Here is a 12431-nt window from a genome sequence, read left to right as displayed (position 1 = left end):
AGAACGACTATGACCCGCAAACTTGCTCTTGGACTCGCCGCCGCGACCGCCCTCACCATTGCCGCCCTCGCACCCACCGCCGCATCCGCCCATGGCTGGCATCATCACGGCTGGCACGGCGGTTATGGCTTCGGCCTCGGCGTCGGCCCGGTCTACGTCGGCGGCCCCGTGTATGACGACTGCCTGCGGCGCCAGCGCATCATGACCCGTTACGGCTATCGCTGGCGGACGGTGAACGTCTGCTATTGATCGTCCGTACGGCAGGGAGACCGCTTTCCGGCCCTGTCCCCGGCCGGAAGGCGGTCTCTTCGCATTGCAATATCACTCTGCTGCGAGGGCGTCGGCGCGGTACCAGCCGCCGAATTCGGGCTTTGACGCTTTACCCCATGCATAAATTGCGTATCGTGTGCGCCGTTGGACACGCATCCGCGCGCCGACAATATCTTTCTGGAGAGTGACGAATGGCTAAAGGGACTGTGAAGTGGTTCAACCCCACCAAGGGCTACGGATTTATCCAGCCCGCAGGCGGTGGCAAGGATGTGTTCGTGCACATCTCGGCGGTTGAAAAGGCCGGCTTGACCTCGCTGAACGAAGGGCAGTCGATCGAGTTCGAGGAAGTCGCCAATCGCGGCAAGACGTCGGCGGAAAACCTGAAGGTTTGATCCCGGCCCTCGCGAACCAGAAGACTCTTCCGGTCCGCGTTTAATTCGGCACAAGATCGTTGTTAGACTAAATCAAACCGACTGGGCACGTCCCCGAGGCCATCCACCGTCATCCGGTCGATCGGCCTTTTTATTTTTCCTGCACGCGGCGCAACGCCACGATGCATCGGCTCTCAATACGAGCACGGCCCCATCAGGCGATCTTCGAGCGCACGCCAGGCGTTCGGCGTCATCCGCGGCATGCGCGGATTGTAGCTTGAGCAATCGGTCGCCTTGTCGCCGGGCATTAAGACTCCGCCGCAATACGGACAGGCATTGTCGTTCGCATGCGAGGGCCAGACGTCGTCGTCACGCACTTCCTCTGCAAAGAATTTAACGACGTTGTCCGGAGAAGAATTTATATCGCCCGTCATGCACGTACCTCATTGTCGATGAGGCGCACCATGCCAGCAACATCATGCCGTAGCGTTCAAGCAAAGGCTCAAATTTTATCGGAGATTTTCGGTTTCCGATTGTTCCCCGGCCAGGCGGGAACCTATCGTGCGACAATCAGCCCACGGCTCGTCACCACGACCCAGCGGCCATCCTGCCGGCGGATCGCATCGACGCGGCCCACACCCGGCAGCGGATCGCCGGCATAGACCTCGAAAATACCATCCCGGCCTTCGATCAGCGCACCGCCATTGGCGACGGCGCGCACGACCCAACCATCGATGGTCGGCAGCCGTGCGATCTGCGGTGCGGGTTTCGGTGCCGGTGCGGGCGTTGCCGCCGGTGCCGGAATGCTGCCGGTGGCGTCCGCCGCTTTCAGCTTCTCGATTGCCTCGTTGAACTTGGCGATCTTGCTGGCATTGATTTTGGCGGCGTTTTCAGCCGACAACTTCAATGACTGTAGCTCGGAATTGACCTGCGCGAAGGCGTTGTCGATGGCGCGGTTGCGCTCCACCGCGGCAGTCTGTGCCTTGTCGTCCTTGCCGAAATGCCCGGTCGAGAGCCAGGTGGTACCCACACTGCTCATCACGCCGACGAACGCGGCCACCCCGATCATCAGGGCGATCGAAGAGAACTGGCGCTGGGTCTGCGGCTGGGGAGGCGCATCGCCGAACACGATATCCTCCCAGGAACCCTGCGGGGGCAGCCGCTGCAGGGTGATGTTCTTAGACTCAGCCTTGGGTCCTTCGGACGAATCCTGGGCCTTGTTCTCGACCCTGTCTTCACTCTCGGTGTGTGCCGATGCGGCGGGGACGAGCGACTGGCCGCCGCCATGATCCTGCGAATTGCCGGTATGGTGACTGTCGTCCTGCGCGTTCATGGCCGTTAATCCCAAAGCTGTTAGATACTTTGGTAACCATGAATTGCTTGACGAATGGTTACGACTTCTCCGTCGGAGCCTGCCGCGCCCTCAAAAGCCGCCGCAAGGTCTCGATGCTCGAATGGTCCACCCGCCCGCTAACCCGTGCCGGGCGGAAATGCCGCTGGAAGGCGGCAACCACGGCCTGCTTCGTGTCCCATGAATCCGAATGCGTGACTCCGTAGCCGTAAGCCACGAGCGCTTTGAGGAATACGTCCAGCTCATGCGGGGTCGGCTCGAACCTGTCGGCGGAGAGTGGCGCGGGCGTAACCCACAGGCCGACGCCTTCCGCCGCGAGCCTGTCCCAGGGAAACCACTCACCGGGATCCTGCTTGCGCAGCGGGGCGATGTCCGAATGCGCCAGCACCCGATCGCGCGGAATGGGCCAGCGCGCCGTGATGTCACGGCACAACGCGATCACGGCATCGATCTGCACGTCCGGAAACGCCGGACAGCCGCCGTCATGTCCCGGATTGGCAATCTCGATGCCGATCGAGCGCGCGTTGAGGTCGCTCCACTCCCGCCAGCGGGATTGGCCCGCATGCCAGGCACGTTTGTCCTCCGCGACAAGCTGCACGATCTCGCCACCCTCGCGGACGAGATAATGAGAGGAGACTTTCGCCGCCGGGTCGCATAGCCGCGCCAACGCGGCCTCCTCTTCCGGCATACCGGTGTAATGCAGCACGAGAATATCGACCACGCTGCCGCCGCGCTCGTCGAAATTCGGCGAAGCGACGAAGCGCGATGCAAGCCTCGAATCGGAAGCAGCTGTCAACATCGCGCCATCAAGCCGATGCAGCAATACGGCGTCAATGGCTGTTGGCCGGGCCGGACTGCTTTGCTAGTGTTTCTCTCCTTCCAGAACAATTTTCCCGATGGCAGCAATGAATACTTCGCAGACCGTCTACCGCGGCATGACGCGCGACCAGCTCGACGATGCCTACAACAACGGCAAGGCCGTCGCCGACAGTTCGCAATGGATCGTCGGCTGGGCGCAGCGAAGCGCCACCATGCGCCGCCGCTCCGACGCCGTGCTCGGCGAAGCCTATGGTCCGCGCGAGCGCGAGCGTTTTGACTATTTCCCTTCCGGCCGTTCCGGTGCGCCGCTGTTCGTCTTCATCCACGGCGGCTATTGGGTGCGCAATGCGATCGAGTTGTTCTCGTTTCTCGCCGAAGGGCCGAATGCGCGCGGCATCGATTTCGCGGCGCTGGGCTACACGCTTGCACCGGACGTCCGCCTCGGCGAGATCGTGGAGCAAATCCGCCGCGGCCTGACGCATCTGCAGGGCGCGACCAATCTCGGTTATGACCCCGGCAAAATCTACGTCGGCGGCTGGTCGGCGGGCGGTCATCTCACTGCGATCACGGCCGACCATCCGGCGGTACGCGGCACCATGCCGATCAGCGGCATCTTCGATCTCGAACCGCTGTCGCTGAATTATCTCAACGACCCGCTGCAACTGACGCCGGACGACATCCGCGATCTGAGCCCGCTGCATCGGCTGCGCGCGAGCCTGCCCCCAGCGCGTATCATGTCAGGCGGCAGCGAACTGCCCGAACTGCAGCGGCAATCGGATGAATACGCCCGCACCGCGCAGGCAGCGGGACTCGACGCCAAGCTCTATGTGCTGCCGGGCCACCATCATTATTCGATCCTCGACGAACTGGCGAAGCCGCAGGGTCTGCTGACAGAGACACTCGTGAATTTGTGCGGCCGGTAACCCCAGCCTCTCACCCCAGCAGCTCACGCACGCGCGGCATCACCTCGCGGCCATAGAGTTCGATGCAGGTCATCAGCTTTGCATGCGGCAGCGTGCCCGCACTGTATTTTAGATCGAAGCGCGACACGCCGAGCGCCTTCACCGTCGCCGCAATCTTGCGTGCCACCGTCTCCGGCGAGCCGAGATAGAGCGAGCCGTGCGCGATCTCGCGCTCGAACTCCGCCTTCTCCATCGGCGGCCAGCCGCGTTCCGCGCCGATACGGTCGCGCATTCCTTTATAATGTAGCCAGAACTCCTCGCGCGCCTGCGCGTCGGTCGCCGCCACATAGCCCGGCGAATGCACGCCAACCGGCTGCATCGGCGTTTTGCGCTGCTCGTGCGTGCGACGATACAGATCGACATAAGGCGCAAAGCGCTGCGGATCGCCACCGATGATCGCAAGCATCAGCGGCAACTGGTAATAGGCCGCGCGCACCACCGATTCCGGCGTGCCGCCAACACCGATCCATGTTTTCAGCCGCCCGTGTTCGACCGGCGGGAAGACGCGCTGGTTGGCGAGCGGCGGACGGATCGAGCCTTCCCAGGTGACGGGCTCCTGCTTGAGCACCTCGACGAACAGATCGAGCTTCTCCTGAAACAGCCGCTCGTATTGATCGAGCGCGAAACCGAACAGCGGAAAGGATTCGGTGAACGAACCACGGCCGAGAATGACCTCGGCACGCCCGTTCGAGGCGGCATCGAGCGTCGCAAAACGCTGAAAAACGCGGATCGGATCGTCCGAGGACAGGACCGTGACGGCGGTACCGAGACGGATGCGGTTCGTCCGCCCCGCGATCGCGGCCAGCACCGTTTCCGGGGCGGAGATCGCGAAGTCGGCACGATGATGCTCACCAAGCCCAATGAAATCGATACCGAGGCTGTCTGCGAGCACCGCCTCCTCGATCACGTCGCGGATCACCTGCGCATGAGGCAGCATCTGTCCGGACGCATCGGCGGTCACATCGCCGAACGTATCCAGTCCCATTTCAAGCAAGGGGCACGCTCCTGTCAGACATAATGAGTACGGCGGGAGCCGCGCCCCTTATCTAGGCACTCGGCCCGCGTGTTCCAGTTCGCGCAGCTTCACGGCAACTTGAAGCGCAAGGTTCGAGGGCGTGGGGACGCCGAATTCGGCTCCCTTGCGGACGACATGACCGTTGAGGAAATCGATCTCGCTCGGCTTGCCACGCGCCAGATCCTGCGCGGTGGAGGAATATTGATCCGGCATCACCTTCACGAGCGCGAGGGTCTTTTCACGGATGTCGGGCGAGACCGCGATGCCAAGCTCCGCCGCCACCGCGATGCATTCGATGATGACGCTATCCATCACCTCTTTCGCCCCTTCCACTTCGAACAGGCGTCCGTAGGGCTGTTGCGCAATCGCCGACAGCGCGTTGTAGGCGCAATTGATGATGAGCTTGTCCCACAGCCGCGCCAGCACCTCACCGGACACGACGGTCGGTATCGCCGCCTCCGTGAAGGCTTTGGCGATCTCGTCGCTGCGCGGCGATGGCCCAATGATCAGATCGCCGCGCCCGTGGTGCTGGATATGGCCAGGGCCGCCCATTCCGGCAGCGACGTAGACGACGCTGGGTATCGCCGTCCGCTTGAGGACGGCTGACAGACGCTCGGCATTGTCGACGCCGTTCTGCAGCGAGATGACGACGGCCTCGTTCGTGAGATACGGCGCGATCTCGCGCCCTGCCTCCTCCGTGTCGGCGGACTTCACGCAGAACAGTACGACGTCGGCGCCAGCAACGGCAGATGCCTTGGTGTCTGCGCCGATGGGAATGACGCCGTCGAAGATAGCGCTCTCGAACCGCAACCCGCCGCGCTTGGCGATCGCCTCGACATGCGCCGGCCGGCCGATCAGCACGACCTCATGCCCACCCCGGGCCAGCATTCCGCCGTAAAAACATCCGACAGCTCCGGCTCCCATGACGGCGATCTTCATGCGCGCTCACCTTTCCCAGTTTCGGACCATGATGTAGCCGATCGCACGCTCCGGCGATATTACGCCTTCGCATGGCTGGGTGGTCGTCGATGGATGCGGAGCGCCGCTATTCGAGATGCGACCGGTACCGAAGCGCCTGAGTCCAACTCTGGCGAAACTCGAGCGGTTCGTTGGCCAGCGACACTGCAACACGCTTCACCAGCAAGACGGGCGATCCAGCGGCGATCTTCAGTTCCTTGCTGACTGAACTCGACGCCAAATCATATTCGATTTCGTCCGTCGCACTGCGAACCATTTCACCGCACTGCTTCTGGTAGAGAACATAAATTTCTTCCACCATGTCGCGGTCGGATTCGACGGAGAGCCTTTCGAAGCGTTTGGCTGGAATGCAAATCCTTTCGAACACCAGCGGCACGCCGTTTTCGCTGCGCGCTCGTGTAATAACGATCACTTGATCATTTTTGCTCAATGAGAGGCGGTGCTGTTCTTCCCGATTGGGGCTCTGCGTTTTTCTCGTCAGCAACCGCGCTGTCAGCCGCGCCTGCCGTCCGTCGGGATGAATGAACCGGAAGAACCGAAACCGGGATCGATCGCTGGTATGCGGCACTATCTGGGTGCCACGGCCATGCTGCCGATCAAGAATGCCCTGCGCAACGAGTTCTTCGGTCGCCTTCCGGACCGTGCCGACTGAAATGCCAAGGGTTGCCGCCAGTTGTTGCTCGCTCGGCAGGAAATCGCCCGGCTGCAACGTGCCTTCCGCGATCTGGCGCATCAAGGCGTCCCGCGCCTGCAGATAGAGCGGACGGTTTTCAAGCATCGGCGGTGCTTGCGGCACCTTTGTCGCGGCTCGTTTCATGAATGACATTTCGCACGGGGCGTTTCGCCCGCAAAGATTGATCGACGAGTGAGCACAGATTCGCACAGCTTTCGACTCGACTCAAATTCATATATATGACATATGTCATATGAATTGTTGCAGAAGGAACCCACAATGACCACAAGCAGCGCCAACGGAATCGATCTCAGCCAAAAGAGCGAACTCTTCAAAAAAGGCCTGCAAACTCGCAAGGAAGTGCAAGGCGCGGCGTCCGTGGACAAGGTCCTCGCGGGAGCCGACGAGTTCATGATGGCCTTCCAGGATCTCACGACAGAGTATTGCTGGGGCTACGTCTGGTCGCGGCCCGGCCTGTCAAAAAAGACCCGGTCAATGCTCAATCTCGCGATGCTCGCCGCCCTGAACCGGGGTCCCGAGCTCAGCCTTCATATCGCGGGCGCTCTGACGAACGGCGTCAGCAAGGAAGAGATCAAGGAAATCCTCCTTCAGGTTGGAATCTATTGCGGCGTCCCCGCATCGCTCGACGCCTTCAAGCGCGCCTCTGACGTGTTCAAGGAGCGCGGCGTTTAACGCTGCACGGACTTGCCATGACACAAGTTCTTGGATTTGTCGGCCTCGGCAAAATGGGCGATCCGCTCACCCGCCGCTTACTCAAGGCCAATTATAGCGTCGTCATTTACGACACACGGCAGGACGCCTTGACCGATCTGCTGCACGCTGGCGCAACGCAGGCCGCTTCACTGCAACAATTAGCTCAGCAGGCTTCGACGGTTTTCGTCAGCCTGCCGATGCCGGACACCGTCAAGTCCGTTATCCTTGGAGAACACGGCCTGATAAGCGGCGGCGGGGCGATGAAAACGATCGTCGACCTTTCGACGACCGGTCCGAAGGTTGCCTCCGAAATCGCCCGCGAACTGGAGGGTACCGGTGTCACGTTCATCGACTGCCCAGTGAGTGGCGGTGTCGCGAAGGCGATCGACGGCACGCTTGCCCTGATGGTGTCCGGTCCACGAAAGACCTTCGAAGAGGTCGAGCCCCTACTCGTCCATTTCGGCAAGCCGACCTTCATCGGCGAGGCGCCCGGTGCCGCCCAGATGATGAAGCTCTGCAACAACCTGATGGCCGCCACATCAATGGCGATCGCGGCCGAGGCGATCACCGCAGGTGTCAAGGCGGGGATCGATCCGTCGATCATGGTCGACGTCATCAATGCCTCGAGTGGGCGCAACAACGCGACGCAAGACAAGTTTCCACGTGCCGTCCTGAACCGCACCTTCGATCATGGCTTCGCGACCGGCCTAATGTTCAAGGACGTGAAGCTGTGCCTCGAAGAGATCGAACGGATGGGCCTTGAGCTCGAAGTGTCGAAGGCGGTGGCCTCGACCTGGAAAAAATCCAACGAACGCTTTGGCCCAGACAGCGACCACACCGTCATTGTCAAAATGATCGAGGAACCCGCTGGCGTCATGATCGAACGAAGAAAGTGACCAAAAGAGCCGCATCGAAGTGGCCAGCATGACCTTTGGAGGAAAAATGATGCGTCGGCAAATTGCTGGTTTATTGACTCTTCTGACCGTCTCCACGTTTTCGACGACAGCGCCGGCCGAGACTTCGACAGTCAGGATCGCCAAGCAATTCGGGATTTCCTATCTGACACTCACCGTGATGGAGGAGCGCAAGCTCATCGAGAAGCACGCCAAGCAGGAAGGTCTCGACGTCAAGACAGAATGGCTGCGTTTCAGTGCCGGCTCGGGAATGAACGAGGCGCTGCTGGCTGGAAATCTCGACTTCGCGGCGGGCGGAATTCCACCGCTGCTTACGATCTGGGATAAAACGCAGAACAATCTGAAGGTGAAGGGCGTCGTCGGATTGAACCTGATGCCGTATTATCTGGTCACAATAAACCCGAAGATCAAAACCATAGCCGACTTCTCACCGTCGGATAAAATCGCGCTCCCGGCCATCAAGACTTCGATTCAGGCTGTTGTCCTCCAGATGGCTACCGAAAAGCAGTTCGGTCCCGGCCAACAGAGCAAGCTCGACCCGTTCACCGTCTCAATGGGCCATCCCGATGCGATGGCCGCGATGTTAAGCGGGCATACGGAGATCAATGCACATTTCGGAACCGAGCCCTTTCAAACTCTCGAGCTGAAAGACAAGCGGACCCATATGGTTCTGAACAGCTACGACGTGGTTGGCGGCGAACACACTAATAACATCCTCTGGGCCACATCGAAGTTTGTGCAGGCCAATCCAAAGGTGACAAAGGCAGTTGTCGCTGCGGTTCGGGAAAGCGAGGAGATGATCAAGGCCGACCCGGCTGGCATCGCCGCGCTCTGGGTCAAAGCCGAAAACTCGAAAATGTCAGTGGTTGATGCCGAAAAAATCATCCGCGATCCGAAAAATCAATGGACAACCACCCCGCGCGGCTTCCTGTCCATTCTTCAATTCATGAACAAGGCCGGATCAATCAAGACGAAGGCGACAAGCATCACGGACATCTTCTTCGATGACCCGTCTATTGCCGATGGCAATTAGATATTTTGAAATTGCGCAGGCTGCGCGTATTCAAATCGCACAACGTCCAAGCGGCGGCGCCCTCAAATCCGCTTCGACGCCGAGTTATGTTCGGTCCGGGGATGGACCTCGTGCAAACGCAGGGCGAGATCGCTTCGTGCCCTGTTCGGGCCGCCATCAACCGCCCCCTCGAAAATCATTTCCTGCACATCGTGAGGCAGCCTTCCCCAGCATTGCAGCACGGCCTTACCGAGCATGCGCTCCGTTTCATGATCGTCAAGCATTGCGAACCCCTGAAATATATGCAGCTCCTCGACTGGCGCTTTGCGCCTCGGCGCTGCATTCACGATGAACAGTTTTCACGCATTACTGATGGTGTTCGCCACCCGGCCTCGAAATTCCACGCAATGTCGGCGCGAGCGATCCGTCTCCGTCAGCGAAGTTCGCGATGTCACTGAGCGACAAAATGCCCACGAGCCGCTTCTGGTCGTTCACGACCGGAAGCCGCCGCACCTGAATGGAGGCCATGTTGCGGGCGACGTCGTCGGCATCCTGATGATCGAAGCAATACCTGACGTCTTCCGTCATCACGTCCCGAACCGGCGTCGTGAAATCTCGGCCATGCGCCACCGCCCGCACGGCGATATCGCGGTCTGAGATCATTCCGATCAGTCGGTCGTTCTCCGCGACCGGGAGCATGCCGACGTCCAGTCCCAGCATCAGCGTCGCCGCCTGTTGAATCGTGTCGTTGGGACTCGTGATGCAAACTTCTTCCGACATCAAATCCCTGACCTGCATTGCAGCCTCCCTGGCTTGGAGCCCGCGAACGCGGCGGATCAGGCGGTGTGGCCGCCTTCAGCGTTGTCGGGTCTCTCTCCCTTTATCTTAAAGACGCGCGGCCACGATTGCGTTCCGATGAAACCTGAAAATTCCGACTGGCAGCGGAACAAGCGCCGGAGGCTGCCTGCGGGACTGCCCTCGGGCGGGCCTCGATAGAGGCAGGCGAGCGGAAATGGCGCTCAACATCCGCCCGAATGCTAATTCGGACGGATGTTTCCTGGGCACCGATATTTGATGATTTCAGTCGCCGCCTGTTTCGGCGCCGGCCCGAAACACGCTCAGCCGAGAACGCTCCTCAGCGCCGGGCAGAGGTTGTAGCCCGGAGGCTGGGATCGCTCATAGGCCGCGCCCAGACGAACCACGTCATATTCGCCCAGCGCCCGACCGACGATGTGCAGGCCGACCGGCATGCCATCCGCTGCGATGCCCGCGCAAACCGAACCTGCCGGCTGGCCGGTGAGATTGAACGGATAGGTGTAGTAGACCCACGACACCAGATTGCGGTCGGACAGATGCGTCGGAATATTCACGCCGACATCGAGCGAGGAGACCGGCAATACCGGAGAGACCACGGCATCGTAGGTCTCGAACAGCGTACGGACCTCGTCGCGGAACGCATAGCGCTCGAACACCTTGGTGTAGTAGCTACGCATATCCTGCGACAACGCGCCTTCCAGTACGTCGGCGACCGCGGGATCGAGCATGTCGCGCTTGTTCTCGACAAAATCCCGCAGTTTGATGCCGACGCCGGCGTAGAATTCCGCTGTCCACAGATCCATCGGGTCCTTTGCGAACAGCCGGTCGACTTGCTCGACCTCGCAGCCAAGATCCTCCAGCGTGCGCACCGCACGCTCCACCACCTCGAGAACTTCAGGCGTCGGCCTGGCGTAACCGAAGGTCGGGCTGTAGGCGATACGCATCCCCTTCACGGAAGCTTGCGTCGCGCCGAGCAGGTCGGGCACCGGGCCGGCGACGCTGAACGGATCGCGCGTGTCGTAACCCGCGATGGCGGAGAACAGCAGCGCCGCATCCTGCATCGAGCGCGCCATCGGCCCGACATGCGCGAGCGTCGGCGTGGCCGAGGCAGGCCAGATCGGCACGCGGCCGAAATGCCCCTTGATGCCGGCAAGGCCGGAGAAGCTGCACGGGATGCGAATCGAACCGCCGCCATCGGTGCCGAGGCCGAACGGCGTGACGCCGGCCGCGATCGACGCAGCCGCACCGGCGCTCGAACCGCCGGGCGTCTTGCCCTGATTCCACGGATTGCGCGTGATGCCGGTGAGCAGATTGTCGCCGACCGGCTTGCAGCCGAACTCGCTCGTCGTCGTCTTGCCGATGATGATTGCACCAGCTTGCCGCAAACGCTCCACTGCCGGAGCGTCTGCTGCGGCAATGTTGTTGGCCATCGCTTTCGACCCGGACGCATAAGTTACGCCGCCCACGGCGATGAGATCCTTGACGCTGACCGGAATGCCGTGGAGGAAGCCGAGCGGCTGGCCGCGCATCACCGCGTCCTCAGCCGCCACCGCCGCGGCAAGCGCAGCCTCGGGCATCAACGTACTGAAGGCATTGAGACTCGATTGCGTCGCCTGCGCGGCCTCCAATGCGCGCAGCGTGACTTCGACCGGCGAGACCTCCTTGCAGGCGATCAGGCGCTTCAGCTTCACGGCGGACAGGGCGTCGAATTTGGCCGACATCAATCGTCTCCGACAACAATCATGAAAAAATGGGGCGGCGATCTTCGCCGCCCCAGGCTATGACGTCGTTGTTGAAGCGGTGATGTTTTGCCGCATCACCGCTCCGTTTGTTGATTAGCCAACGATGGCGAAAGCGCGCACAGGCGAGCCCGAGCCGCCCTTGAACTTCAGCGGAACGCCGAAGAACTGCACTTCACCCTTGCCGATCAGCTCCTCGAGATTGACCAGCCACTCCCAGTGGCTCATGCCGAGATCACGGCACAGGCGATGCTGGGAGAAGATGTTGTCCGACGGACGATCGGTCGACGGACCTTCAACGCCATGCATCTTCGAGCCGCGCTCGTGCAGCCACTTGGTGGCCTCGACGGTGAGCTGCGGATTCTTGAACACCGACTCGAGCTGCGGGTAGTTACGCTTGTGAAAGCCGGTGCACAGCAACACGATGTGGCCATCCACCTTCACGCCCGACTTCTTCTCCGCCTCGGCCATGTGCTCGGCGGTGATGTCCTCGAGGTCGCCGACATGACGCAGGTCGAACGTGACCGCCTTGCCCATGAACATCTCGAGCGGCATCTCGTCCACCGGCTTGCCTTCCGGATTGACATGGCGAAACGCATCGACGTGCGTGCCAACGTGGTCGAGCATCGCAATGAAGTTGGTCTGGAAGGTCATCGCATCGCCCGGCACGCCGAGATTGAACGCCTTCGCCGACTCGTGAGACATGTGGGTCGTGATCACCGGGCGCTGGAACAGCTTGTGCGCCGGCATATTGTCTTCGATGAGCAGGCTAAGATCGACGATACGTTTACTCATTC

Annotated in this window: 16 protein-coding genes; 6 read left to right on the top strand and 10 right to left on the bottom strand. The window is 61.0% G+C overall.

Translation table 11 applies throughout. The features are described from left to right. Positions 1-9 precede the first annotated feature (9 nt). Together HMPREF9697_RS17745 and HMPREF9697_RS17740 are read left to right on the top strand one after the other, a co-directional pair. Positions 10-249, top strand: coding sequence for a hypothetical protein (locus tag HMPREF9697_RS17745; protein WP_002718626.1), 240 nt, complete (start codon positions 10-12; stop codon positions 247-249). A gap of 212 nt (positions 250-461) precedes the next feature. Further along, a complete protein-coding gene (locus HMPREF9697_RS17740) occupies positions 462-662 on the top strand; it encodes a cold-shock protein (RefSeq protein WP_002718625.1) in 201 nt (66 codons plus the stop codon). A 173-nt stretch (positions 663-835) separates the two neighbouring features. Here HMPREF9697_RS17740 and HMPREF9697_RS17735 read toward each other — a convergent pair whose 3' ends face one another. The 3 genes from HMPREF9697_RS17735 to HMPREF9697_RS17725 all read right to left on the bottom strand — a co-directional run bounded on the left by HMPREF9697_RS17735 (position 836) and on the right by HMPREF9697_RS17725 (position 2791). Beyond that, entirely contained in the window at positions 836-1075 is a 240-nt protein-coding gene (locus HMPREF9697_RS17735; RefSeq protein WP_002718624.1) for a hypothetical protein, read from the bottom strand. Positions 1076-1197: 122 nt separating this feature from the next. Beyond that, positions 1198-1974: a hypothetical protein gene (locus tag HMPREF9697_RS17730; RefSeq protein WP_002718623.1), complete on the bottom strand. Its 777-nt coding sequence runs from the start codon at positions 1972-1974 to the stop codon at positions 1198-1200. Between the two features lie 58 nt (positions 1975-2032). Beyond that, a complete protein-coding gene (locus HMPREF9697_RS17725; protein ID WP_002718622.1) occupies positions 2033-2791 on the bottom strand; it encodes an N-acetylmuramoyl-L-alanine amidase in 759 nt (252 codons plus the stop codon). 106 nt (positions 2792-2897) lie between these two features. Here HMPREF9697_RS17725 and HMPREF9697_RS17720 point away from each other — a divergent pair, with 106 nt between their 5' ends. Continuing rightward, on the top strand, positions 2898-3734 hold the full coding sequence (locus HMPREF9697_RS17720) for an alpha/beta hydrolase (protein WP_002718621.1): 837 nt from the start codon (positions 2898-2900) through the stop codon (positions 3732-3734). Between the two features lie 10 nt (positions 3735-3744). On the opposite strand, the gene HMPREF9697_RS17715 is transcribed toward HMPREF9697_RS17720, so the two are convergent. The 3 genes from HMPREF9697_RS17715 to HMPREF9697_RS17705 form a co-directional block, all read right to left on the bottom strand. Beyond that, positions 3745-4758, bottom strand: coding sequence for an LLM class flavin-dependent oxidoreductase (locus tag HMPREF9697_RS17715; RefSeq protein ID WP_040308014.1), 1014 nt, complete (start codon positions 4756-4758; stop codon positions 3745-3747). A 57-nt stretch (positions 4759-4815) separates the two neighbouring features. Continuing rightward, positions 4816-5727 carry a ketopantoate reductase family protein gene (locus HMPREF9697_RS17710; protein ID WP_002718619.1) on the bottom strand — a complete coding sequence of 304 codons (912 nt, stop codon included), beginning with the start codon at positions 5725-5727 and terminating at the stop codon, positions 4816-4818. A gap of 106 nt (positions 5728-5833) precedes the next feature. Next, a complete protein-coding gene (locus HMPREF9697_RS17705; protein ID WP_169333036.1) occupies positions 5834-6583 on the bottom strand; it encodes a GntR family transcriptional regulator in 750 nt (249 codons plus the stop codon). Positions 6584-6718: 135 nt separating this feature from the next. On the opposite strand from HMPREF9697_RS17705, the gene HMPREF9697_RS17700 reads away from it, so the two are divergent. The 3 genes from HMPREF9697_RS17700 to HMPREF9697_RS17690 are packed head-to-tail and all read left to right on the top strand — an operon-like array spanning position 6719 to position 9100. Further along, positions 6719-7132, top strand: a complete 414-nt coding sequence (locus HMPREF9697_RS17700) for a carboxymuconolactone decarboxylase family protein (protein ID WP_002718617.1) — start codon at positions 6719-6721, stop codon at positions 7130-7132. A gap of 17 nt (positions 7133-7149) precedes the next feature. Next, complete coding sequence (locus HMPREF9697_RS17695) at positions 7150-8049, top strand: NAD(P)-dependent oxidoreductase (protein ID WP_002718616.1); 900 nt, start codon at positions 7150-7152, stop codon at positions 8047-8049. A 28-nt stretch (positions 8050-8077) separates the two neighbouring features. Further along, positions 8078-9100: an ABC transporter substrate-binding protein gene (locus HMPREF9697_RS17690; RefSeq protein ID WP_347329797.1), complete on the top strand. Its 1023-nt coding sequence runs from the start codon at positions 8078-8080 to the stop codon at positions 9098-9100. A 62-nt stretch (positions 9101-9162) separates the two neighbouring features. Here the strand turns inward: HMPREF9697_RS17690 and HMPREF9697_RS17685 are convergent, their stop codons facing one another. The 4 genes from HMPREF9697_RS17685 to HMPREF9697_RS17670 all read right to left on the bottom strand — a co-directional run bounded on the left by HMPREF9697_RS17685 (position 9163) and on the right by HMPREF9697_RS17670 (position 12429). Continuing rightward, positions 9163-9363, bottom strand: coding sequence for a hypothetical protein (locus HMPREF9697_RS17685; protein ID WP_002718614.1), 201 nt, complete (start codon positions 9361-9363; stop codon positions 9163-9165). 82 nt (positions 9364-9445) lie between these two features. Then, positions 9446-9877, bottom strand: a complete 432-nt coding sequence (locus HMPREF9697_RS17680) for a CBS domain-containing protein (protein WP_002718613.1) — start codon at positions 9875-9877, stop codon at positions 9446-9448. Between the two features lie 320 nt (positions 9878-10197). Beyond that, the gene (locus HMPREF9697_RS17675) at positions 10198-11616 is read right to left on the bottom strand and encodes an amidase (protein WP_002718612.1); all 1419 of its coding nucleotides are present in this window, start codon (positions 11614-11616) and stop codon (positions 10198-10200) included. Positions 11617-11730: 114 nt separating this feature from the next. Then, on the bottom strand, positions 11731-12429 hold the full coding sequence (locus HMPREF9697_RS17670; RefSeq protein ID WP_002718611.1) for a cyclase family protein: 699 nt from the start codon (positions 12427-12429) through the stop codon (positions 11731-11733). Between the last annotated feature and the right edge of the window lie 2 nt (positions 12430-12431).

The sequence above is a fragment of the Afipia felis ATCC 53690 genome (assembly GCF_000314735.2).
Lineage (GTDB): Bacteria > Pseudomonadota > Alphaproteobacteria > Rhizobiales > Xanthobacteraceae > Afipia > Afipia felis.
This window is presented reverse-complemented; position numbering and strand designations above follow the sequence as displayed.